Origin of the sequence: Shinella sp. HZN7, from assembly GCF_001652565.1 — a bacterium.
In the GTDB taxonomy this organism is placed as follows: Bacteria; Pseudomonadota; Alphaproteobacteria; order Rhizobiales; family Rhizobiaceae; genus Shinella; species Shinella granuli.
Map to the genome: position 1 here is coordinate 794,642 of NZ_CP015736.1, position 20,471 is coordinate 815,112.

Here is a 20,471-nt window from a genome sequence, read left to right on the forward strand (position 1 = left end):
AGTCACCATTAACCACGACGCGTCTATGGTTAACGGAAACAGGGGTAGCGGTGAGGATTAAGCCTGCGCCAGGGCGTGCAACGCACGGGCAGCACGGTGGATGCTTCATTTTGCCCCGCAACGAGCCGCTTCGGGCCCGTGCTTCGGCGCGGCGGGGCTCCCATACAGTCAGTTTCGGGCAGGAGACACGCCATCGACAATGGCGGCGCGCCTGCGCATGCGTGCGGAGTAAAAAGTTGCGTAAGCGTAGCATTCGTCATGCCGGGGCCGGCCGCTTCCTCGCCTATCTGAAGCGGGAGTGGAAAATCCCCCTGGTCGTCGGCCTCGGCCTCGTCGCGACCTTTCCGACGCCCGCCGCCCATACGGACCTTGCCACCTATCTCGCCGGCCTCAACCGCAAGGGCGGCAACCAGACCATGGTGCTGACCCGCTCGCCCGCCGGCTCCATCCACGAGGTCGAGATCGCCTTCGCCGACGCCATGACGACCGGGGGCGTGGAAAGCGGCGCGGGCGTGGAGCTTCCGGGCGGCGTCACGGCGGCGCTGCGCAGCGAGCACAAGGGGAAGGGCGGTATCCCCGACGAGGACCGCGTCAACCGGCGCGACAAGAAGGGCCGCATCATCGCCGTCCTGCCGGTGACGCCGCCGAAGGGCTTTGCCGCCGGCTCGATCCTCGAGCGCACCAGTTTCCTGCTCTCGCCGGCCTTCGACACCGGCCAGCGCATGGCCTTTTCCAAGCCCGACATCAAGGGCAAGGAAATCGAGATCGCCACCGCCTTCTACAAGAAGAAGCCGGTGCACAAGGATCCCGGCGTCTCGCCGATGATCGCAAGCCTCGTCACCAACGACAATGCCGACGTGCTGGCGACCGCCTATGCCCGCGTCGAGCCGGATTATGCCCGGGAATCGCCTTTCGATTCGATCCTCAAGCCGAAGAAGGAACTCGGCCGCTTCGTGCCCGATATCTCGCCGGACGATCACGCCTGGGCGGCCACGCCGCTGCCGGCGGAGGTCTTCACCGCCAAGGAGCAGAAGTGCCTGGCCGAAGGCATCTATTTCGAGGCGCGCGGCGAGGAGCTGAAGGGCCAGGCCGCCGTCGCGCAGGTCATCCTCAACCGCGTGCGCAACCCCGCCTATCCGAAGACCATCTGCGGCGTCGTCTACCAGAACGAAAACTGGCGCAACCGCTGCCAGTTCTCCTTCGCCTGTGACCGCATCCCCGACCTGATCCTCTCGCCCTGGCACTGGAAGGCCGCCAAGGAGATCGCCATGGCGGTCACCGCCGGAAAGATCTGGTTCGACGATGTCGGCTCGTCCACGCACTACCACGCGACCTATGTGAACCCGCCCTGGGGCCGCACGATGAAGCGGGTGGCCAAGATCGGCAAGCACATCTTCTACCGCACCTATGGCGGCGGCTGGAGCTGACGGGCGGCGTGTGGTGAGTCCGCGCCACAGCCTTCGCGATTCCCGGGACGATCGGTCGCGCCCGATGCGCGATTCCGGCTAATTCATTGATTTTTCACAAAATATTTGGTGTTGCGCAAAGCTTCGCCATGCCTTGACTATGCTGGCACCTAAAACTATGTTGCGGCCGACTTCGAAAGGGGTCGGATATGGCTTGAATCCTAGCCTGCAATATGTCCGCAATGGGGCGAAAGCGCCGCGGAAGGGTATGAGGAGCACGCCATGGCCGACGATCAAAAGGAAAGTCTGGAAGACCGGCTGAAGCGCCTGGACGCGGAACTCGCGGAACGGCGCAAGGACGACGGGGCGGATAGGGCCGCAGAGGCACGGGCATCGGAGAGCCGCAAGGGCTACGCGGTGGCCATGAAGCTCTCGAGCGAGTTCGTCGCTGCCGTCATCGTCGGGGCGCTTCTGGGCTATCTTTTGGACCATTTTGCGGGTACAGGGCCGTGGGGGATGATCGTTCTCCTGCTCCTCGGCTTCTGCGCCGGCGTTCTGAACGTCATGCGCGCGGCCGGCATGGTGGCATCGCCCCATCCGGTCGACAGGCTGGCGGGGCGGGAGCCCGGCAAGGCCGGCAGCGGGCGGGACGAGACCAAACCGAAGGACGGCGCCTGACGGCGCGGTCCCATTCATGGGTGACTTCCGCCGCAAGGCGGGCAAGCGAGAGAGATAGACGGTGGCAAACGATCCGACCCATCAGTTCCTGGTCAACAAGATTGTTCCGATCGAAATCGGCGGCATCGATTTCTCGTTCACCAATGCCTCGCTCTTCATGGTCGCCACCGTCGCGGCCGCCGCGGGTTTCCTCTACTTCACGACCGGCCAGCGCGGCCTCGTTCCGAGCCGCATGCAGTCGGTCTCGGAAATGTCCTACGAGTTCATCGCCTCGATGCTCCGGGAAGGGGCGGGCAGCCATGGGATGAAGTTCTTCCCGCTGGTCTTCTCGCTCTTCATGTTCGTGCTGACGGCGAACCTGCTCGGCATGGTGCCCTACTTCTTCACGGTCACCAGCCAGATCATCGTCACCTTCGCCCTGGCCATCCTCGTCATCGGCACCGTGATCGTCTACGGTTTCTACAAGCACGGCTTCGGCTTCCTCAAGCTCTTCGTGCCGTCCGGCGTTCCCGGCGCGCTTCTGCCGCTGGTCGTCTCGATCGAGGTCATCTCGTTCCTCTCGCGTCCGATCAGCCTCTCGATCCGTCTTTTCGCCAACATGCTGGCGGGTCACATCACGCTGAAGGTCTTCGCCGGCTTCGTCACCTCGCTGAGCGCCCTCGGCGCCCTCGGTGTCGCCGGTGCGATCCTGCCCCTTCTCATGACCGTCGCCCTGACCGGTCTCGAATTCCTCGTGTCGTTCCTGCAGGCCTACGTCTTCGCAGTTCTGACATGCATGTACCTCAACGATGCCGTGCATCCGGGTGGTCACTAAGGAAACAGTCGTCGGCGCCCTCGGGCGTCGCTCATAAGCCGCAACAACCCATTCAAGGAGTTCAACATGGAAGCGGAAGCAGCAAAGTTCATCGGCGCAGGTCTTGCCACGTTCGGTCTCGCCGGCACGGCTCTCGGCCTCGGCAACATCTTCGGCAACTACCTGGCCGGCGCTCTGCGCAATCCGTCTGCTGCTGACAGCCAGTTCGGCCGTCTCGTATTCGGCTTCGCCGTTACGGAAGCTCTGGGCATCTTCTCGCTGCTCATCGCTCTCCTCCTCCTCTTCGCCGTCTGATATCGGCCGAGGACTGGACCATGGCCTCCGGGCCGTGGTCCATCGTACGTTCCGTACAAGATCTGAGAGTGCCCCCTGGAGGTGAGCATGTCCGTGACCCCGGCATCGGCCGAGTCCACCCCTTTCGAAATCGCCCAGGCGGAAACTCCTGCGACGTCGCATGAGACCCCTGCGGATACGCATGCGGCCCAGCCGGCAGGCGAAGTGCACACCGAAACGGGTGTTGCCCATGGCGACGAGCACGCCACCGGCGTTTTCCCGCCCTTCGATCAGACCACGTTCGCATCGCAGCTCCTGTGGCTGGCGATCACCTTCGGTCTGTTCTACCTTCTCATGTCGAAGGTCGTCATTCCGCGCATCGGCGGCATCCTCGAGACGCGCCATGACCGCATCGCACAGGACCTCGACGAGGCCTCCCGCCTGAAGGCGGAAGCCGACGCCGCGATTGCGTCCTACGAGCAGGACCTTGCCAGCGCCCGCGCCAAGGGCAATGCCATCGCCTCGACCGCCCGCGACGAAGCCAAGGCCAAGGCCGACGCCGAGCGCGCCAAGATCGAAGCCTCGCTGCAGGACAAGATCGCCGGTGCCGAGACCCGCATCGCCGAGATCAAGGCCAAGGCCCTTGCCGATGTCGGCGCGATCGCCGAGGAAACCACGGCAGCCCTCGTCGAGCAACTCATCGGCGCCAAGGCCACCAAGGCCGAGATCGCTTCCGCCGTGAAGACGGCCGCAGGCGAATAAGGAGGACACCATGGCATTCGACGCAACTTTCTATGCCTTTGTCGGCCTTCTCCTGTTCCTTGCCCTCATCGCCTATCTCAAGGTTCCCGGCATGATGGCAAAGGGTCTCGACGCCCGCGCGGAGAAGATCCAGAACGAGCTGGCGGAAGCCAAGCGCCTTCGCGAGGAGGCCCAGCACCTGCTCGCCGAATACCAGCGCAAGCGCAAGGATGCCGAGGCGGAAGCCGCCAGCATCGTCGCCGCCGCTGAACGCGAGGCGAGCGCCCTGACGGCCGAAGCCAAGCAGAAGACCGAGGAATACGTCACCCGCCGCACGGCGCTTTCCGAGCAGAAGATCCGTCAGGCCGAGGCCGACGCGATCAACGCCGTGCGCGCCGCCGCCGTCGACCTCGCCGTCGCCGCCGCCGAGAAGGTCATCGCCGCCAAGGCCGATGCCGCCACCGGAAAGGCGCTGTTCGACAACGCCATCAGCGAAGTGAAGGCCCGCCTCAACTGAGGCTGCCCGCACGATCATCTGAAAAAGGCCGGAGCGATCCGGCCTTTTTTCGTTCTGTCCATGCCGTGACGGCGTGTGTCATGTGCCGGCCCGATGCGCCTCGCCGATCTCGCGCTCGGTGAGAATGCGGTCGATCAGGCCCCATTCCAGCGCTTCCTCGGCCGTCATGAAGCGGTCACGATCCATGGCCTGCTCGAACTCCTCGTAGCTGCGCCCGCAATGGCGGGCATAGAGCCGCGTCATGCGCTGCTTGGTCTTCAGGATCTCCTCGGCGTGGATGAGCATATCCGAGGCCTGGCCCTGGAAGCCGCCGGAGGGCTGGTGGACGAGGATGCTGGCATTGGGCAGGGCGGCCCGCATGCCGGGCGCCCCGGCCATCAGCAGGAACGAGCCCATCGAGCGGGCCGTGCCCATGCAGAGCGTGTGAACGGGCGCGCGGATGTAGCGCATCGTGTCGTACATGGCAAAGCCGCTGGTGACCATGCCGCCGGGCGAGTTGATGTAGAGCTGGATCGGCTTCTGCGGACTCTCGGCCTCCAGGAACAGCAGCTGCGCGCAGACGAGGGCGCTTACGGCGTCGTTCACCTCGCCGTTGAGGAAGATGATCCTCTCGCGCAGCAGGCGGGAATAGATGTCGAAGGAGCGTTCGCCCCGGCTGGATTGTTCGACGACCATAGGGACGAGTTGCATCGTTTCGCGCATGGGCGAACTCCTGTCTTCCGGATTGTTTGCGGGAGGGGTGGGTTAGGTCAGGCGGCGCGCATCAGCGTGCACCCGTTGTCGTTGGTGGGCCGTGGCACGACGCGCGCATCCGTAAGGCCGTGGACGATCCGGAGCGTGGTGCCGCCCTGCCCGTTGGGACGGAGCTGGAACGCGACGAGGCTTTCGAGATGGGGCGGCTCATCGTCCCGCAGCCTGTAGCGGATTTCCTTGCCCGGCGCCGTCAGGACCGGCTCGGCGTCGGCGAGCGCGCCGCCCGGCAGCCATCTTTCGCGAAAGGCGGGAATGCTGATCGCCCGCCAGACCTTTTCGGTCGGTGCGTCGAGCTCGTATTCCAGCACGAGGTCCGTCGCCTGCTCGGCCTGCCTGTCGCTCATTGGTCCATGTCCTTCAGCAAATCCTTCAGGGCGTCGATGCGTGCCGGCCAATAGGCCCGATATTTCGCGAGCCATCCGGCAATGCGCGCCAGCCCGTCCGGGTCGACCTCGTAATTGATGAACCGTCCCTGCCGCTCCTCGCGCACCAGCCGCGCCTGGCGCAGCACCGCCAGATGCTGGGACATGGCGGGCTGGCTGATCTCCATGCCCTCGCGCAGCGCGCTGGCATTCATCGCGCCGTCCGCCAGCTTCTCGAAGATCGCGCGGCGCGTGGGATCGGCAAGCGCCTTGAATATCTCGTTCTCGATCATGAGAATGAGATAAGCATACACTTATCTGATTTGCAAGGACCCGGTCGCGCAGCCAGGAGGAAGCCCGTCCCGCCGGGCTCAGTCCTGCCGGAGCGGGCGGAAGCTCATGCGGTGCAGCCGGCAGGGGCCGATATCCGTGATGGCTCTGCGGTGCACTTCGGTGGCGTAGCCGGCATGGATGGCGAAGCCGTAGCCGGGATAGGTGTCCTCGGCGCGGGCCATCATGCGGTCGCGCATCACCTTGGCGACGATGGAGGCGGCGGCGATGGAGAGTGAGCGGGCATCGCCCTTGACGACGGCGCGGCCCTCGCAGGCAAGGCCGGGCGGCACGTCGCGGCCATCGGCCAGCACGAGTTTCGGCGCGACCTCCAGACCCGCGACGGCGCGGCGCATGGCATCAAGGCTCGCCTTGCGGATGTCGATGGCATCGATGCGGCGCGACGAGCTGGAGGCGACGGAGACGAAGGCCGACTGCAGGATCAGGGTGAACAGCACCTCGCGCCTGGCGGCATTGAGCTGCTTGGAATCGTTGAGGCCGCCGGGGATGTTATCCGGGTCGAGCACCACGGCGGCGGCGACGACGGGACCTGCCAGGGGGCCGCGGCCGGCCTCGTCCGTGCCGGCCACCGGCCAGATGCCGCGCTTCAGGGCAGCGGTTTCCATCTGGAAATCCGGCCCTTCGGGCAGGTCGAAAAGAAGGCGGGAATCGGAGGATGCGGTACGGGACATGCGGCGAACCTCGCACATCCATCCGATTCCCTGCAAGCCCTCCGGCAGGAGGCGGACGCCGGAGGAGCGCCGGTGTGCCCCGGGGAAAGGCAGACCGGAAGAAGAGGCCGGGCGCGGGCGCCCGGCGGGGTTTCGTTTTCGCAGCTCTCCGGTTCAGGCCGAACCGGATGGGCTGGATTTCCCGGCGCCGTCAGTCCTTTCGGGAAAGCCGGGCCTGCTTTCCCCTGACGAATGCCGGCGGGGCGAGGAGCAAGGCCCCTCCCGCCTCACAGCAGCGAGAGCTGCACGCCGCTGCCCGAGGGCGGCACGAACTGGTCGCAGGCAAGGCTGCGGCGGGTGCGGGTCAGCTCCAGCCGCTTGGCCGTCATCTCGAAGCGGCGGGCGATCTGCCAGGCATAGGGACCGGCGCCCTTCATGCGCTTGCCGAACTCGGCGTCGTAATCCTTGCCGCCGCGCATGGAGCGCACCAGCGACATGACATGGCGGTAGCGGTCCGGGTAGTGGCGCAGCAGCCAGTCGCGGAAGAGGGGGCTCACCTCCAGCGGCAGGCGGAGCAGCACATAGCTCGCCTCCAGCGCGCCGGCGGCCTTGCCCGAATCGAGCACGCGCTCGATCTCGTGGTCGTTGAGGCCGGGAATGATCGGCGCCATCATGATGGCGACGGGAATGCCGGCCTGCGAGAGCGTGCGGATGGCCTCCAGCCGGCGCGGCGGGGTGGCGGCGCGCGGCTCCATGGTGCGGGCGAGCTTGCGGTCGAGCGTGGTGACGGAAAGCCCCACCCAGGCGAGGCCCCGTGCCGCCATGCGCGCGAGGATGTCGATGTCGCGCAGCACGAGCGCCGACTTGGTGACGATCGAGACCGGATGATTGGCCGCGTCCAGCACCTCGAGGATCTGCCGCATGATGCGCCATTCCTTCTCGATCGGCTGGTACGGATCGGTGTTGGTGCCGATCGCGATGACGCGCGGCTTGTAGCCGGGCTTGGAAAGCTCCCGTTCCAGCAGCTTCGGCGCGTCCGGCTTGGCAAACAGCCGTGCCTCGAAATCGAGGCCGGCGGACAGGCCCATGAAGGCATGGGTCGGCCGGGCGAAGCAGTAGATGCAGCCGTGCTCGCAGCCGCGATAGGGATTGATCGAGCGGTCGAAGGGAATGTCGGGCGATTCGTTGCGCGTGATGATGGTGCGCGGCTTTTCCACCTGCACCTCGGTGCGGAAGGGCGGCAGTTCCTCCAGCGTCTGCCAGCCGTCGTCGACCGTCTCGCGCGTCACCGGCTCGAAGCGGCCGGTGAAGTTGAGGCCCGCGCCCCGGCCGCGCCGGCGCTCGCTGTCGACGCGCATGCCCGTCTCGGCCATCAGCGCTTCGGCAATGTCTTTCGCATGGCCGGGCGCAAGCGCGCCCTGCCTCAGGCTGGCCAGATCGTTCATGAGTGTCTCCGCCGGGGGCAGGCCCCGATTCAATGATTATATTCCTATCGCGCAAATGAGAACAATGCAAGAACAAATTTCGGGGCGCCGCTAACCATGCCGCCTAACCATGCGGGAAACTTCGCGGGTTCCCGCGGTGGCAATCGATGCTGCAATGCGGTATGGGAGGACATGCTGACCATCATCATGGAATGCCGGGACAACGAGGCCGAGCTTGCGCAGACATTGTCGGCGCTGGTTTCCGGCGCCGTCGAGGGCGTCGTGCGCGACGTGATCGTGCTCGACCACGGCTCGCGCGACGGCTCCTCCAAGGTGGCGGACGCCGCCGGTTGCCGCTTCCTGACGAGCTGGGACATGAAGGACGTGGTGCGTTCGGCCCGCGGCGACTGGCTGCTGCTGCTGGAGCCGGGCGCCCGGCCGCTGTCGGGCTGGGTGGACGCGGTCGTCGACCATGTGTCGGTCAACCGCAATCCGGCGCAGTTCCTCGGCTCGCGCAGCCATCGCCGGCCGTTCTTCCAGCGCCTTGCGCGCCGCCGCGCGCCGCTGGAACAGGGCTACCTCGTCAGCAAGCGCCAGGCCTCGGCCGCGGTGCGCACCGGCATGACGCTCGCCGACATCGCCACGGGCGCCGGCGTGCGCCGGCTGGCCGTGGAGCTGGTTCCCGCCTGGGCCGTGAAGGCCATGCGGGCGGGGATCGATTGAGCCAGGGCAGGAAATTCATCGCGGAACAGGCCGGTGCGCCGGGCAGCGCGATTGCGAAATCGGCGCCGGCATCGATGTAACGCTACGCCCCCCGGAGGGGAGCGGGTCAGCCGGCCGTGCGCTTCAGGTGCTCGTCGAGCCGCGGCATGATTTCCACGAAGTTGCAGGGCATGTGGCGATAGTCGAGCTGCGCCTTCAGGATGCCGTCCCAGGCGTCCTTGCAGGCCCCGGGCGACCCCGGCAGCGCGAAGATGAAGGTGGCGTTGAGAACGCCGCCGGTCGCGCGCGACTGGATCGTCGAAGTGCCGATCTTGTCGTAGGAGATGCGGTGGAAGACCTCGGAAAAGCCGTCCATGCGCTTTTCGAACAGCGGCTCCAGCGCCTCAGGCGTCACGTCGCGGCCGGTAAAGCCCGTGCCGCCCGTGGTGATGACCACGTCCACCGCGTCGTCGCGCGTCCAGGCTTCCACCTTGGCGCGGATCGCGGCCACGTCGTCCGTCACGATGGCGCGGTCGGCAAGGCGGTGTCCGGCCTCCCTGATGCGCGCGACCAGCGTATCGCCGGACCGGTCGGTGTCGAGGGTGCGCGTGTCGGAGACGGTGAGCACGGCGATGCCGACCGGAATGAAGGGCCTCGTCTCGTCAATATGCGCCATCGTCGGCTCCCTTGCCTTGCGCTTCCAGCGTGCTCGTGGCGGTGAAAAACCAGTGCGGGTGCCGGTGCGAGAGCGCCGCCGCCGCGGTCTCGGCAGCCGCGTCCGTATCGTATAGCGCAAAGCAGGTCGCGCCGGAACCGGACATGCGCACCAGGCCGGCGCCGGTGGCCGCAAGGCTTTCGGAGATCGCGGCGATCTCGGGGCAGAGCCGGCGGGCAGGGGGCTCCAGGTCGTTGCGCAGGCGCGCAAGCGCTTCCGCCCAGCCGGCAGCGCCCGCAAGGGCGAGCGGCGGGTTGCGCCGGGAGGCAAGCGCCTGGAAGACGGCCGGCGTCGAAATGCCGACGAGCGGATTGGCCAGCACGATGGGAAGGGCCGGCAGGGCGACGGGGGTGATCGCCTCGCCGACGCCGCGCGCGCGCAGCGGGCGGCTGGCAAGGCACATCGGCACGTCGGCGCCGAGGCCGAGGGCAAGCGCATCCAGCCCGTCGGCGGGCAGCTCCGCCTTCCACAGCGAGATGAGGCCGCGCAGCGTCGCGGCGGCATCCGCCGAGCCGCCGCCTATGCCGGAGGCGATGGGCAGGTTCTTTTCGAGATGGATGTGCACGGGCGGGGCCGCCTGCCCGTTCGGGGCGAGCGCCGCGCGCAGCCGGTCTCGCGCGCGGATGACGAGGTTGTCGGCCTCGGCCGAAAGCGCCCCGCAGAAGCGGCCGGACAGGGTGAAGCGGTCCTCGGCCGCCGGCGCAAGGCCGATGCGGTCGCCGAAGGCGGTGAAGGTCACGAGGCTGTCGAGGAGGTGATAGCCATCCTCGCGCCGGCCGGTGACGGCGAGCGCGAGGTTGATCTTGGCCGGGGCCGGCTCGACGACCACGAACCCCGACAGGGCGTCGGCGTCAGCCATGCGGCGTCAGGACTTGCGGTCGGCTGCCGTGCCCTCGGGCGAGGGGTTCTGCACCGGCTTTTCGTCCTTGGCTTCCGCGGAGGCCGGCTCGGTCTTCTGCAGTTCCGGCAGGCCGTTCTCGATCTTCAGCTTGATCTTCGGGATTTCCGCCTCTTCCGGCTTCAGGCCGAGCGCGCGGTTCCACTGGAAGGTGGCTTCCAGCTTGCGGCCGACGCGCCAGTAGGCATCGCCGAGATGGTCGTTGATCGTCGGGTCGCCCGCCTTCAGCTCCGCCGCCCGCTCCAGTTCCGCCACGGCGTCGGAGAAGCGGTTGAGGCGATAGTAGGCCCAGCCGAGCGAATCGACGATATAGCCGTCATCCGGCTTGATGCTGACGGCCCGGCGGATCATGTCCAGGCCCTCGTCGAGGTTCATGTTCATGTCCACCCAGGAATAGCCGAGGTAGTTCAGCACCTGCGGCTGCTCGGGGTTCAGCTCCAGCGCCTTGCGGAAGTTCGGCTCGGCCTTCTCCCATTCCTTCAGCCGCTCATAGGCGATGCCGCGCTGGAAGAAGATGCTCCAGTGGTTGCGTGTGGGCGCCAGGCCGATGGCGGCGACCGCGCGGTCGTAGAGCCCGGCCATCTCCTTGTAGTCCTTGGCGTCCGACAGCACACTGCCGAGCGCGAGATAGGAGCGCAGGTCCGCCGGATCGGCCTCGATCAGCTCCTGCAGATGCTTCTTCGCCTCGGGGACCTTGCCCGTATCGGCAAGGTTGAGGCCGAGCTGCAGCTCGGAAATGCGCCGCATCGGCGACTTTTCCGGCACGGCGCGGTAATATTCGATCGCCCGCTCCGGCTTCTTCTGGTTCTCGGCCAGCCCACCGAGCAGCACCAGCATGTCGTCGCTGTCCGGGTCGAGCGCGCGGGCCGCCTGCAGGTAGAGCGAGACGATGTCTTCCGCGCCGTCGCGGTTGAGCGCGCCGCCGATCGAGAAGAGCACGGCGGCGGCGCCCTGCGCGGCGGTGCGCACCTGCTGCTCCTGCTTCTCGCCGGCCTCGATGCTCTGGCGCAGCGCCTTCAGCGGCGCATAGCTGGTGATGAAGTTGTCGCCGACCGAGATGGCGTCGAGCGCCTTCTGCTTGTTGCCCTCATGGGCTTCGAGGCGGGCGAGCGCCATCACGGCGCGGATGAAGGTGTCGGGCGCGGCGCTCGCGCCGTTGCGGTCGAGGATCGCGTCGTTGAGGCGCGCGCGCGCCGTCGCCTTGTCGCCGGCCGCCGCGGCCAGCGCCCCGGCATGGTAGTTCTTGAAGATGGCGAGCCAGTCCGGCCCCTCCATGCCGCTAATCAGCTTCAGCGCTTCCTTCGGCTTGCCGTCGCCGAACTTGGCCCAGGCGAGCAGGAGGTCGTTCATCATGCGGTCGAGATCGTTCGGCCCCTTGTAGACGAGGATCTTCTCGGCGCTCTTGTATTCGCGCTTGCGGATCGCCTCCATGCCGCGCACCACGGCGGTGATGCGCTCGACGGCGGGGTCGTTGCGCAGCGCATCGGCAAGCTTCACGCCCTCCTCGAAATCGCCGTTCATCAGTTGCGTCACCATCAGGCGCTGCTTGACGTCCTTGTTGGTGGGATCGAACTGCAGGGCGATCTTGTAGAGCGCGACGGCGGTCTCGTATTCCTTGTCGTAATCGGCCGTGCGGGCGGCGAGGAAGGCGCCCGAGAAGGTATTGACGCTCAACGGGTCGAACGGCCTTTCCTCGGCGGCGGCCGCAGGCTTTTCCTCCGCGTAAGCCGCCAGAGGGCCGGTGAGCGCGATGCTGGCCGCGATCGCCACGCCGGAGAGAAGCCGAAGGAGAAGGGAATGCCGCATCAAAATGCCTTTCGCCAGAAGCTGTGCCGAAGCCCACCATGGGGATTGCCGTGACAAATTCAGCCACGATCGTGCCCAAATCAATCACGGACTCATGACGGCAGAGAATGGCTTTTTTGGCGCGGTGCGGCAAGAAAATCCTGCCGGACCGCGTATTCGCCGATCAGCTGACGCGGGCGATGGAGAAGTCGATGACTTCGAGCAGCGCGTTCTTCCAGGGCGAGGCCGGCAGGGGCGCGAGCGCGTCGCGGGCGATCATGCCGTAGTGCTGGGCGCGGGCGATGGTGTCCGTCAGCCCGCCATAGCGGGTGATGAGGCCGAAGGCGCGTTCGAGGTTCGCGTCGTCGCTCTTGCCGCCCTCGATCGCCTCGCGCCAGAAGGCGCGGTCTTCCGCCGTGCCGCGGCGCCAGGCGAGGATGACGGGCAGCGTGATCTTGCCCTCGCGGAAATCGTCGCCGGTGTTCTTGCCGAGGTCGGCCGCCTTGCCGCCATAGTCGAGCGCGTCGTCCACGAGCTGGAAGGCAAGGCCGAGATTCATGCCGTAGGATTTCAGCGCGTTGCGCTCGGCCCGGCCGGTATTGGCGATGATGGGACCGACTTCCGAGGCGGCGGCGAAGAGCGCCGCCGTCTTGGCGCGGATGACCTGGAGATAGTCGTCCTCGGTCGTCTCCATGTTCTTGGCGACGGAGAGCTGCAGCACCTCGCCTTCGGCGATGACGGTGGCGGCGGTGGAGAGTACGTCGAGGGCTTCCAGCGAGCCGACCTCGACCATCATCTTGAAGGCCTGGCCGAGCAGGAAGTCGCCGACGAGCACGCTCGCCTGGTTGCCCCAGATCATGCGGGCGGTGGATTTGCCGCGGCGCATGTCGCTCTCGTCGACCACGTCGTCATGCAGCAGCGTCGCCGTGTGCATGAACTCGACGCTGGTGGCGAGCTTGACGTGCTGGTCGCCGTCATAGCCGAACATCGCGGCGGAGGCGAGCGTCAGCATGGGACGCAGGCGCTTGCCGCCGGAGGAGATCAGGTGGTTGGCGACCTCCGGGATCATCGCGACGTCGGAGCCGGCTTTCGACAGGATGAGCTGGTTCACCCGCTCCATGTCGGCCTTTGTCAGATCGACGAGCGGCTTCACAGACGCCTGTTTGTTTTTGCCTTCTTCAAGCGGTATCACGACGCCCAAATGCCCGGACTCCTGTTCATTTTTGTTGAAAGACAATAGAAAGCGGGGCTTCCTGCGGCAAGAGGCGAATTGTCCCGCCTCGGGAATTATGGCTGGAAAACGACCGGAATGATCGAATTGATCCGCACCAACGACGCCGTCCTGCTCTCCTTCGCGGAAAGCCTGATGAAGGAGGCGGGAATCCATTGCCTGATCGCCGACCAGGCGATGAGCATCCTCGAAGGCTCCCTCGGCATGCTGCCCCGCCGCTTCCTGGTGGAGAGCGACCGGGCGGACGAGGCCCGGCGGATCCTCAAGGATGCGGGGCTCGAAGCGGAGCTGCGGGCGTGAGCGAAGCCGGCCCGACGCCGGAAAAACCGGTCACCGAAACCGTCGACGCCTTCCACTACGGCCGCTTCCACGTCGTCCAGCCGAAGGGCATCGGCCATCGTTCGGGCATGGACGCCATGCTGCTCGCCGCGCTGGTGGCGGGGAAGGGGCCGATGCGCGTCGCCGATCTCGGCGCGGGCGCGGGCGCTGCCGGCCTTGCCGTCGCCGCATGCAACGAAAGGGCCGAGGTGCTGCTCGTCGAGCGCTCGCCGCTGATGGCCGGTTTCGCCCGCAAGTCGGTGGCGCTTCCGGAAAACGCCGCCTTTTCGGCCCGCGTCGGCGTGCTGGAGGCCGATGTCGGGCTCGCGGGCACGGCGCGTGTCGCGGCGGGCCTTGCCGACGAGGTCTTCGACCATGTCATCATGAACCCGCCCTTCAACGACCGCATCGGCAGCCGCACGCCCGACGCGCTGAAGGCCGAGGCCCATGCCATGGAGCATGACCTCTTCGAACGCTGGATCCGGACGGCGGGCGCGATCCTGAAGCCGGGCGGCCAGCTCTCTCTCATCGCCCGGCCGGAATCGATCGCCGAGATCGTCGCCGCCTGCGGCCGCCGCTTCGGCGGCATCGAGATCACCGCCCTCCATCCCCGCCCCGGTGAACCGGCCCTGCGCATCCTCGTCACCGCCATCAAGGGCTCGCGCGCCAGACTGGCGCTGCGCATGCCGCTCGTCATGCACGAACCCGGCCGGCACGCCTTCACCCCTTTCGTCGACGACCTCAACAACGGCCGGGCAAGCTATCCGCGCCTGTCGCGTTGACAATTTCGGGGAGATCGAAAAACCTGTATTACAAAAGGCAGATTTTTCCATGGAAAATCAGAGGAATCTTTCCGATCCCATCACACTGAGACTGCCAAGCGAGTTGCTTGCCGAAATCGAGGCGGTCGCGCGCAGTTGCGGGCGTTCGCGCAGCTGGGTGATGGTGCGGGCGATGAAGGCCTATCTTGCCGCCGAGGGGCAGGAGATCCTTGAACTTGACAGGGCGAGGCGGGCGGCAGCTACGGATGGCGCCACGGCGCTGGACGACCTCATCGCCGAAATGGACGACAACCTGCCGGGCAACGCCGCCTGATGCGCAAGGTGCTCTTCGCGCCGCCGGCAAGGCTCTTTGTCGAACAGGAAATCCGGTATCTGCGTGATCGCAACCCCGCCGCGGCGGCCGCGTTCCGGGCAAGCATGGCACGGATTGGCAAGCAGCTCGCTGCGCTTTCCATATTCGGGCTTCCTGCGCCAGGACATTCCCGTAAGCGGCATCTACCGCATCGTGCTCGGCGATTATCGCATCGACTACGAGCTTTCGGACGATGCCGTCCTCGTCCTTCTCGTTCGTCATGGGCGACAGGCCGAGCCCGGCTTGCCGGTTGATGACGATGCGGACTACGAGGCGCCCTAGGCGATTTCTGCTGTCAAATCTTGCGTTTTCGCCCGTCATGCATACATCAGCCGGGCAAACGAACAGGAAACAGGATCGCGCGATGGCCGGATTTTTGAAGACGCTGGTGCCGAAGAGGTTCCGCAAGGAGGGGGTCGCGATCCCGGTCGTCCGGCTGCAGGGGGCGATCATGGCGTCCGGCAGCCAGTTCCGGCCGGCGCTCAATCTCGCCACCGCCGCGCCCGCGCTGGAAAAGGCCTTCGCCTACAAGCAGGCGCCGGCCGTCGCGATCTCCATCAATTCGCCGGGCGGCTCGCCGGTGCAGTCGCGGCTGATCTTCCAGCGCATCCGCGCGCTCGCGGCGGAAAGGAACAAGCGCGTTCTGGTCTTCGTCGAGGACGTGGCGGCGTCCGGCGGCTATATGATCGCGCTCGCCGGCGACGAGATCTTTGCCGACCCGACCTCGATCGTCGGCTCGATCGGCGTCGTCTCGGGCGGCTTCGGCTTTCCGGAAATGCTCAAGAAGATCGGCGTCGAGCGGCGCGTCTACACGGCCGGCACGAACAAGGCGATCCTCGATCCGTTCCAGCCCGAGCGCGAGAACGAGATCGAATATCTCAAATCCCTCCAGCTCGAGATCCACCAGGTCTTCATCGACATGGTGAAGGAGCGCCGCGGCGCAAGACTGGCCGACGACCCCGATCTCTTCTCCGGCCTGTTCTGGACCGGCGGGCGCGGCCTGGCGCTCGGCCTCGTCGATGGCCTTGCCGACATGCGCTCGGAGCTGAAGAAGCGCTATGGCGAGAAGACGCGGCTGGAGCTGGTCTCCGCGCCCAAGGGGCTGTTTGGTCGCAAGGCGCCGGGCATCGGGGGGCTTTCCGGCGACATGGCGGAGCGTATAGGCTCTGCGGGCGTGGCCGCCGTGGCGGGCCTTGCGGAAGAAAAGGCGCTGTGGGGCCGTTTCGGCCTTTCCGGATAAGGCGCATGTGAAACAACGGGAGGGGCGATGGCCCAGATCATCTTTCTGCTGCTGGTCGTCGGCCTTGCCTGGTTCGGCTATCGCAAGTTCGTGGCCGATGCCGAGCGCCTGAGCAAATTGCGCAAGCGTTCCGAAGAGGAACGTCGCACCGGCGCCACCGGCACGCTCGTCAAGGATCCGGAAACCGGCGAATACCGCCTGCGCCGCGACGACGAGTAGGGCGATTCCGGCAAAAGTGCGCAGCGGTTACGTCCGCGATTGGCGGGAGTGCCGGAAAACCGGCCGCCGTGGCGTGGCTGTGTGTCATCGCGGGATCGCAGGAGGGGCCTTGCCGTGCGGTCCCGGCACATTAACCACGCTCCGTAAGGTTAACGCGGGATTTAAGCTTTCGCAGCCGCCGGCCGGCGTTGCCCCCGCGCGCAGGAAGGCCGATCTAGCGGTCAGGGTCGCCATGACGGCGTCCCGGCAGTGAACGGAGAATAGCCATGGCCTCGCTCGACCTCGACTGGATTCGCACCATCGTCGTGACGGGTGGTGCCGGCTTCGTCGGCTCGCATATCGTCGACGATCTCCTTGCCCATTGCCCGAACGCGCGCATCCGCGTGCTCGATTCCTTCACCTATGCCGCCGACATGTCGCATCTCGACGCCGCCTTCCGCACCGGCCGCGTGACGTTGCAGGAAGGCGATGTCGGCAATCTCGACCTCGTCACGGAAATGCTGAAGGATGCCGACCTCGTCGTGCATGCGGCGGGCGAAAGCCATGTCGAGCGTGCCTTCTCGGTGCCGGAGCGCTTCACGCTGGCCAATGCGCTGGGCACGCAGGTGCTGGTCGAGGCGATGGGCCGCCGCCGCGTGCCGCTGATGATCCATGTCAGCTCCGCCGAGGTCTATGGCACCGGCAATGGCCAGCCGGTGGGCGAGCTTGCGCCGCTCCTGCCCGACAATCCCTATGGCGCCTCCAAGGCGGCCGCCGAAATGCTGATCGCCGGCCTGCGCCGCTCCTTCGATCTCGATATCCGCGTGCTGCGCCCGGTCAACATCGTCGGCACGCGCCAGAACACCGAAAAGCTCCTGCCGCGCTTCCTCGAGCTTGCCGCCGTCGGCCGGCCGCTGCCGGTGCATGGCGACGGCTTGCAGACGCGCGGCTTCGTCACCATGGCGGATTTCTGTTCGGCGCTGCGCGCGGTGGTGGCGCGCGGGGCGAAGAACGCCACCTACAATGTCGCCGGCGACGATTTCCTCGATATCCTTTCCGTCGCGCGTCTGGTGCTCGATGCCGTGCAGGATCCGGTCTCCGGCGTCAGCTTCATCGCCGGCAGGCCGGACAATGCCGGCCGCCCGCCGCTCGACACGCGGGCGCTGAACGCGCTCGGCTGGCAGGCGAAGGGCACGCTGCGCCGCGAGCTTCCCATGCTCGCCGCCTGGTACGGCGCGCGCATACCGGCGGGCCTGCGCCGCCAGGTGCGGCAGGTGCCGAACCTTGCCCCGCAGCGCGTGCAGGCCGTCACCCAGGCCGCCGGCTCCGGGCTTTTCCGCTCGCTCGAACGGCATTGATGCATGCGGGGAGAGGGGCCGAAACCCTTGACCCCCAGGGCGCATCGTGGCACCAGTCCGGCACCTTTCCAAGAATGCCCGGACGAAACCGATGACCTCTGCCGCCCTGCCTGACCACATGAACCCGACGCGCTCCTTCCAGGGGCTGATCCTGACGCTGCACAATTACTGGGCAGACAAGGGCTGCGCGGTGCTCCAGCCCTATGACATGGAAGTCGGCGCCGGCACCTTCCACCCGGCGACGACGCTGCGCGCGCTCGGCCCCCGCCCCTGGCGCGCCGCCTATGTGCAGCCCTCGCGCCGCCCGTCCGACGGCCGCTACGGCGAGAATCCGAACCGCCTGCAGCACTATTACCAGTACCAGGTCATCCTGAAGCCGAACCCGTCGAACCTGCAGGAACTCTATCTCGGCTCGCTCGCCGCCATCGGCCTCGATCCGCTGCTGCATGACGTGCGCTTCGTCGAGGACGACTGGGAAAGCCCGACGCTCGGCGCCTGGGGCCTCGGCTGGGAATGCTGGTGCGACGGCATGGAGGTCTCGCAGTTCACCTATTTCCAGCAGGTCTGCGGCATCGAATGCGCGCCCGTCGCCGGCGAATTGACCTACGGCCTCGAACGCCTCGCCATGTATGTGCAGGGAGTCGACAATGTCTACGACCTCAATTTCAACGGCCGCGAGGGCGATGAGAAGATCACCTATGGCGACGTCTTCCTGCAGGCCGAGCAGGAATATTCCCGCCACAATTTCGAATTCGCCGACACCGCCATGCTGCATCGCCACTTCATCGATGCGGAGAAGGAATGCCAGGCGCTGCTCGCCGCCGGTGCGCCGGGCGATGCGGAAAACCAGCGCCTGCACAAATGCGTGCTGCCGGCCTATGACCAGTGCATCAAGGCGAGCCACGTCTTCAACCTGCTCGATGCACGCGGCGTGATCTCCGTCACCGAGCGCCAGAGCTACATCCTGCGCGTGCGCACGCTGGCGAAAGCCTGCGGCGAGGCCTTCCTCCTGACGGATGCCGGCGGCGTGAACTGGACGAAGGACGCGGCCTGAGCCGCAACCGTTTCCAAGGGAGAGGAACATGGCGACAGAAAAAGTAGCGATCATCACGGCCGGCGGCAGCGGCATGGGCGCGGCGGCGGCAAGACGGCTGGCGGTGGACGGCTTCAGGATCGCCGTGCTCTCCTCCTCCGGCAAGGGCGAGGCGCTGGCGGCCGAAACAGGCGGCTTCGGCGTCACCGGCTCCAACCAGTCGAACGACGACTTGCAGCGCCTCGTCGACGGCGCGCTGGAGCGCTGGGGCCGCGTGGACGTCCTCGTCAACAGCGCCGGCCATGGCCCCCGCAAGCCGATCCTCGATCTCACCGACGAGGACTGGCACGCGGGCATCGACGTCTATTTCCTCAATGCCGTGCGCCCGACGCGCCTCGTCACCCCGGTCATGCAGAAGCAGAAGTCCGGCGTGATCATCAACATCTCGACCGCCTGGGCCTTCGAGCCGAGCTCCATGTTCCCCACCTCGGCCGTCGCCCGCGCGGGCCTTGCCTCGTTCACGAAGATCTTCGCGGACACCTACGCGGCCGACAACATCCGCATGAACAACGTGCTGCCCGGCTGGATCGACAGCCTGCCGGCGACCGAGGAACGGCGCGACGGCGTGCCCATGAAGCGCTACGGCACGAGCGAGGAGATCGCCGCGACGGTGGCCTTCCTCGCCTCCGACGGTGCCGCCTACATCACCGGCCAGAACATCCGCGTCGACGGCGGCATCACGCGCTCGATCTGAGGCAGGTCCCGTACCGCGAACCGATGATGTTTGAGGAAAACGGTGCGACATATCCCTTCGCCCCGCTTGCCGGGAGAAGGTGGCCGGCGGGCCGGATGAGGGGCCGAGCGTCTTTCGTTCAGGCGAGGGCCGAAACCTTCACGCCGAGTTCCCAGACGGGCTTCAGCGTCGGCATCGCGCCGGTGGGAAGCTGGCCGGCATAGGTCTGGAGCGCCCGGCGCACACCCTTCGGACGGTCGACCACGGCGCCCATCGTGTAGGCGAGGAAGAGGGCGGTGAAACCGAGAACGTTGATGGTGAGGACGAGGGCTTTCATGACGGTTGCTTCAAGGTTCGTGTTGTTGGTGAAGCGACTATCGGCCAAGGCGCGCCGCCGCGCGGTTCCCGGGGTGACAGGGCCGGCGGGCGATCGTTCTGCTTGAGGAAAGGAGGCGGCCTCGGAGCCCGCGGGGGGCTTTCCTGCGGCGATGCGAATGCTAAGGTCGGGCCTGGGACAAAGAAGGAGCGGAGACTTTCATGATCGGTCTGGCAATCGCGGCGGTGGTCGTCCTCTACGCCATCATTCTCTACAACGGCCTCGTCAAAGCCCGTCAGGTGAAGGAGGAGGCCTGGTCCGGCATCGACGTGCAACTGAAGCGCCGCGCCGACCTCATCCCCAACCTCATCGAAACCGTGAAAGGCTACGCCGCGCACGAGAAGGACACGCTGGAAAAGGTGGTGGAGCTGCGCAACCGGGCGCAGGCCGTCCCGGCGGGTGACGTCGCGGGCAGGGCCCAGGCCGAAGGCCTGCTCAGCCAGGCGCTCGGCCGCATCTTCGCGCTCGCCGAGGCCTATCCCGACCTCAAGGCCAACCAGAACTTCGCCGAGCTGCAGGAAACGCTGGAAACGCTGGAAAGCGAGATCCAGATGTCGCGCCGCTACTACAACGGCGCCGCCCGCGATCTCAACGTGAAGGTCGAGAGCTTCCCCTCGAACCTCGTCGCCAGCCTCTTCAAATTCCTCAAAGCGCCCTATTTCGAGATCGAGAACCCGGCCGACCGGGCCGTGCCGACCGTAAAGTTCTAGAGCGTTCGTTTTGTCGCATTTCCGAACGGAAAACCGGTATCCACTTTTCCTGGAAATGCTCTAATGCCGGA

The 20,471-nt window shown here is 66.5% G+C and carries 27 protein-coding genes; 17 read left to right on the forward strand and 10 right to left on the reverse strand.

Annotation, left to right across the window (positions count from 1 at the left end):
* Positions 1 to 251 precede the first annotated feature (251 nt).
* The 6 genes from shn_RS03815 (at position 252) to shn_RS03840 (ending at position 4,429) form a co-directional block, all read left to right on the forward strand.
* Positions 252 to 1,427, forward strand: coding sequence for a cell wall hydrolase (locus shn_RS03815; protein ID WP_064332415.1), 1,176 nt, complete (start codon positions 252 to 254; stop codon positions 1,425 to 1,427).
* Between the two features lie 261 nt (positions 1,428 to 1,688).
* Positions 1,689 to 2,084, forward strand: coding sequence for an AtpZ/AtpI family protein (locus shn_RS03820; protein WP_064329230.1), 396 nt, complete (start codon positions 1,689 to 1,691; stop codon positions 2,082 to 2,084).
* 61 nt (positions 2,085 to 2,145) lie between these two features.
* A complete protein-coding gene (locus tag shn_RS03825) occupies positions 2,146 to 2,898 on the forward strand; it encodes a F0F1 ATP synthase subunit A (protein ID WP_064329231.1) in 753 nt (250 codons plus the stop codon).
* Positions 2,899 to 2,964: 66 nt separating this feature from the next.
* Positions 2,965 to 3,192 (forward strand): F0F1 ATP synthase subunit C, encoded by a 228-nt coding sequence (locus shn_RS03830; RefSeq protein WP_024270186.1) that lies wholly within the window; start codon positions 2,965 to 2,967, stop codon positions 3,190 to 3,192.
* A gap of 87 nt (positions 3,193 to 3,279) precedes the next feature.
* Positions 3,280 to 3,933 (forward strand): F0F1 ATP synthase subunit B, encoded by a 654-nt coding sequence (locus tag shn_RS03835; protein ID WP_064329232.1) that lies wholly within the window; start codon positions 3,280 to 3,282, stop codon positions 3,931 to 3,933.
* A 10-nt stretch (positions 3,934 to 3,943) separates the two neighbouring features.
* Positions 3,944 to 4,429, forward strand: a complete 486-nt coding sequence (locus shn_RS03840) for a F0F1 ATP synthase subunit B (protein WP_064329233.1) — start codon at positions 3,944 to 3,946, stop codon at positions 4,427 to 4,429.
* A 78-nt stretch (positions 4,430 to 4,507) separates the two neighbouring features.
* Here the strand turns inward: shn_RS03840 and shn_RS03845 are convergent, their stop codons facing one another.
* The 5 genes from shn_RS03845 to shn_RS03865 form a co-directional block, all read right to left on the reverse strand.
* The gene (locus shn_RS03845; protein ID WP_064329234.1) at positions 4,508 to 5,131 is read right to left on the reverse strand and encodes an ATP-dependent Clp protease proteolytic subunit; all 624 of its coding nucleotides are present in this window, start codon (positions 5,129 to 5,131) and stop codon (positions 4,508 to 4,510) included.
* A 47-nt stretch (positions 5,132 to 5,178) separates the two neighbouring features.
* A complete protein-coding gene (locus shn_RS03850) occupies positions 5,179 to 5,526 on the reverse strand; it encodes an SRPBCC domain-containing protein (protein ID WP_064329235.1) in 348 nt (115 codons plus the stop codon).
* Positions 5,523 to 5,837: a helix-turn-helix transcriptional regulator gene (locus tag shn_RS03855; protein WP_064332416.1), complete on the reverse strand. Its 315-nt coding sequence runs from the start codon at positions 5,835 to 5,837 to the stop codon at positions 5,523 to 5,525. The genes shn_RS03850 and shn_RS03855 overlap by 4 nt, the downstream gene beginning before the upstream one ends.
* A gap of 78 nt (positions 5,838 to 5,915) precedes the next feature.
* The gene (locus shn_RS03860; RefSeq protein ID WP_064329236.1) at positions 5,916 to 6,584 is read right to left on the reverse strand and encodes a ribonuclease HII; all 669 of its coding nucleotides are present in this window, start codon (positions 6,582 to 6,584) and stop codon (positions 5,916 to 5,918) included.
* Between the two features lie 248 nt (positions 6,585 to 6,832).
* A complete protein-coding gene (locus shn_RS03865; protein WP_064329237.1) occupies positions 6,833 to 7,990 on the reverse strand; it encodes a PA0069 family radical SAM protein in 1,158 nt (385 codons plus the stop codon).
* Between the two features lie 171 nt (positions 7,991 to 8,161).
* On the opposite strand from shn_RS03865, the gene shn_RS03870 reads away from it, so the two are divergent.
* Positions 8,162 to 8,692, forward strand: coding sequence for a hypothetical protein (locus tag shn_RS03870; RefSeq protein ID WP_064329238.1), 531 nt, complete (start codon positions 8,162 to 8,164; stop codon positions 8,690 to 8,692).
* Positions 8,693 to 8,798: 106 nt separating this feature from the next.
* On the opposite strand, the gene moaB is transcribed toward shn_RS03870, so the two are convergent.
* The 4 genes from moaB to shn_RS03890 all read right to left on the reverse strand — a co-directional run bounded on the left by moaB (position 8,799) and on the right by shn_RS03890 (position 13,270).
* On the reverse strand, positions 8,799 to 9,347 hold the full coding sequence (gene moaB / locus shn_RS03875) for a molybdenum cofactor biosynthesis protein B (protein WP_064329239.1): 549 nt from the start codon (positions 9,345 to 9,347) through the stop codon (positions 8,799 to 8,801).
* Complete coding sequence (locus shn_RS03880; protein WP_064329240.1) at positions 9,334 to 10,245, reverse strand: 4-(cytidine 5'-diphospho)-2-C-methyl-D-erythritol kinase; 912 nt, start codon at positions 10,243 to 10,245, stop codon at positions 9,334 to 9,336. Before shn_RS03880 ends, moaB begins: the two co-directional genes overlap by 14 nt.
* Positions 10,246 to 10,251: 6 nt before the next feature.
* Complete coding sequence (locus shn_RS03885; protein ID WP_064329241.1) at positions 10,252 to 12,090, reverse strand: tetratricopeptide repeat protein; 1,839 nt, start codon at positions 12,088 to 12,090, stop codon at positions 10,252 to 10,254.
* A gap of 163 nt (positions 12,091 to 12,253) precedes the next feature.
* Positions 12,254 to 13,270, reverse strand: coding sequence for a polyprenyl synthetase family protein (locus tag shn_RS03890; RefSeq protein ID WP_064332417.1), 1,017 nt, complete (start codon positions 13,268 to 13,270; stop codon positions 12,254 to 12,256).
* A gap of 108 nt (positions 13,271 to 13,378) precedes the next feature.
* On the opposite strand from shn_RS03890, the gene shn_RS03895 reads away from it, so the two are divergent.
* The 9 genes from shn_RS03895 to shn_RS03935 all read left to right on the forward strand — a co-directional run bounded on the left by shn_RS03895 (position 13,379) and on the right by shn_RS03935 (position 19,335).
* Positions 13,379 to 13,600: a DUF2007 domain-containing protein gene (locus shn_RS03895; protein ID WP_064329242.1), complete on the forward strand. Its 222-nt coding sequence runs from the start codon at positions 13,379 to 13,381 to the stop codon at positions 13,598 to 13,600.
* A complete protein-coding gene (locus tag shn_RS03900; protein WP_064329243.1) occupies positions 13,597 to 14,400 on the forward strand; it encodes a tRNA1(Val) (adenine(37)-N6)-methyltransferase in 804 nt (267 codons plus the stop codon). The genes shn_RS03895 and shn_RS03900 overlap by 4 nt, the downstream gene beginning before the upstream one ends.
* A 49-nt stretch (positions 14,401 to 14,449) precedes the next feature.
* Positions 14,450 to 14,713: a CopG family ribbon-helix-helix protein gene (locus shn_RS03905; protein ID WP_064329244.1), complete on the forward strand. Its 264-nt coding sequence runs from the start codon at positions 14,450 to 14,452 to the stop codon at positions 14,711 to 14,713.
* Positions 14,714 to 14,827: 114 nt separating this feature from the next.
* Complete coding sequence (locus shn_RS03910) at positions 14,828 to 15,034, forward strand: type II toxin-antitoxin system RelE/ParE family toxin (protein WP_168168888.1); 207 nt, start codon at positions 14,828 to 14,830, stop codon at positions 15,032 to 15,034.
* Between the two features lie 82 nt (positions 15,035 to 15,116).
* Positions 15,117 to 15,992, forward strand: coding sequence for a S49 family peptidase (locus shn_RS03915; RefSeq protein ID WP_064329245.1), 876 nt, complete (start codon positions 15,117 to 15,119; stop codon positions 15,990 to 15,992).
* 27 nt (positions 15,993 to 16,019) lie between these two features.
* Complete coding sequence (locus tag shn_RS03920; RefSeq protein ID WP_064329246.1) at positions 16,020 to 16,211, forward strand: hypothetical protein; 192 nt, start codon at positions 16,020 to 16,022, stop codon at positions 16,209 to 16,211.
* A gap of 266 nt (positions 16,212 to 16,477) precedes the next feature.
* Positions 16,478 to 17,548 (forward strand): dTDP-glucose 4,6-dehydratase, encoded by a 1,071-nt coding sequence (locus shn_RS03925; protein ID WP_064329247.1) that lies wholly within the window; start codon positions 16,478 to 16,480, stop codon positions 17,546 to 17,548.
* Positions 17,549 to 17,639: 91 nt separating this feature from the next.
* Complete coding sequence (locus shn_RS03930; protein WP_064329248.1) at positions 17,640 to 18,602, forward strand: glycine--tRNA ligase subunit alpha; 963 nt, start codon at positions 17,640 to 17,642, stop codon at positions 18,600 to 18,602.
* Between the two features lie 28 nt (positions 18,603 to 18,630).
* Complete coding sequence (locus shn_RS03935; RefSeq protein ID WP_064329249.1) at positions 18,631 to 19,335, forward strand: SDR family oxidoreductase; 705 nt, start codon at positions 18,631 to 18,633, stop codon at positions 19,333 to 19,335.
* 118 nt (positions 19,336 to 19,453) lie between these two features.
* Here shn_RS03935 and shn_RS03940 read toward each other — a convergent pair whose 3' ends face one another.
* Positions 19,454 to 19,651, reverse strand: a complete 198-nt coding sequence (locus shn_RS03940; RefSeq protein WP_064329250.1) for a hypothetical protein — start codon at positions 19,649 to 19,651, stop codon at positions 19,454 to 19,456.
* 200 nt (positions 19,652 to 19,851) lie between these two features.
* On the opposite strand from shn_RS03940, the gene shn_RS03945 reads away from it, so the two are divergent.
* On the forward strand, positions 19,852 to 20,400 hold the full coding sequence (locus shn_RS03945; RefSeq protein ID WP_064329251.1) for a LemA family protein: 549 nt from the start codon (positions 19,852 to 19,854) through the stop codon (positions 20,398 to 20,400).
* Positions 20,401 to 20,471 lie beyond the last annotated feature (71 nt).

Bases quoted from the DNA above. Each gene is read 5' to 3' on its own strand.
- shn_RS03820 (WP_064329230.1), top strand. From the start codon at position 1,689: ATGGCCGACGATCAAAAGGAAAGTCTGGAAGACCGGCTGAAGCGCCTG.
- shn_RS03830 (WP_024270186.1), top strand. From the start codon at position 2,965: ATGGAAGCGGAAGCAGCAAAGTTCATCGGCGCAGGTCTTGCCACGTTC.
- shn_RS03835 (WP_064329232.1), top strand. From the start codon at position 3,280: ATGTCCGTGACCCCGGCATCGGCCGAGTCCACCCCTTTCGAAATCGCC.
- shn_RS03840 (WP_064329233.1), top strand. From the start codon at position 3,944: ATGGCATTCGACGCAACTTTCTATGCCTTTGTCGGCCTTCTCCTGTTC.
- shn_RS03845 (WP_064329234.1), bottom strand. From the start codon at position 5,131: ATGCGCGAAACGATGCAACTCGTCCCTATGGTCGTCGAACAATCCAGC.
- shn_RS03850 (WP_064329235.1), bottom strand. From the start codon at position 5,526: ATGAGCGACAGGCAGGCCGAGCAGGCGACGGACCTCGTGCTGGAATAC.
- shn_RS03855 (WP_064332416.1), bottom strand. From the start codon at position 5,837: ATGATCGAGAACGAGATATTCAAGGCGCTTGCCGATCCCACGCGCCGC.
- shn_RS03860 (WP_064329236.1), bottom strand. From the start codon at position 6,584: ATGTGCGAGGTTCGCCGCATGTCCCGTACCGCATCCTCCGATTCCCGC.
- shn_RS03865 (WP_064329237.1), bottom strand. From the start codon at position 7,990: ATGAACGATCTGGCCAGCCTGAGGCAGGGCGCGCTTGCGCCCGGCCAT.
- shn_RS03870 (WP_064329238.1), top strand. From the start codon at position 8,162: ATGCTGACCATCATCATGGAATGCCGGGACAACGAGGCCGAGCTTGCG.
- moaB (WP_064329239.1), bottom strand. From the start codon at position 9,347: ATGGCGCATATTGACGAGACGAGGCCCTTCATTCCGGTCGGCATCGCC.
- shn_RS03880 (WP_064329240.1), bottom strand. From the start codon at position 10,245: ATGGCTGACGCCGACGCCCTGTCGGGGTTCGTGGTCGTCGAGCCGGCC.
- shn_RS03885 (WP_064329241.1), bottom strand. From the start codon at position 12,090: ATGCGGCATTCCCTTCTCCTTCGGCTTCTCTCCGGCGTGGCGATCGCG.
- shn_RS03895 (WP_064329242.1), top strand. From the start codon at position 13,379: ATGATCGAATTGATCCGCACCAACGACGCCGTCCTGCTCTCCTTCGCG.
- shn_RS03905 (WP_064329244.1), top strand. From the start codon at position 14,450: ATGGAAAATCAGAGGAATCTTTCCGATCCCATCACACTGAGACTGCCA.
- shn_RS03915 (WP_064329245.1), top strand. From the start codon at position 15,117: ATGGCCGGATTTTTGAAGACGCTGGTGCCGAAGAGGTTCCGCAAGGAG.
- shn_RS03920 (WP_064329246.1), top strand. From the start codon at position 16,020: ATGGCCCAGATCATCTTTCTGCTGCTGGTCGTCGGCCTTGCCTGGTTC.
- shn_RS03925 (WP_064329247.1), top strand. From the start codon at position 16,478: ATGGCCTCGCTCGACCTCGACTGGATTCGCACCATCGTCGTGACGGGT.
- shn_RS03930 (WP_064329248.1), top strand. From the start codon at position 17,640: ATGACCTCTGCCGCCCTGCCTGACCACATGAACCCGACGCGCTCCTTC.
- shn_RS03935 (WP_064329249.1), top strand. From the start codon at position 18,631: ATGGCGACAGAAAAAGTAGCGATCATCACGGCCGGCGGCAGCGGCATG.
- shn_RS03940 (WP_064329250.1), bottom strand. From the start codon at position 19,651: ATGAAAGCCCTCGTCCTCACCATCAACGTTCTCGGTTTCACCGCCCTC.
- shn_RS03945 (WP_064329251.1), top strand. From the start codon at position 19,852: ATGATCGGTCTGGCAATCGCGGCGGTGGTCGTCCTCTACGCCATCATT.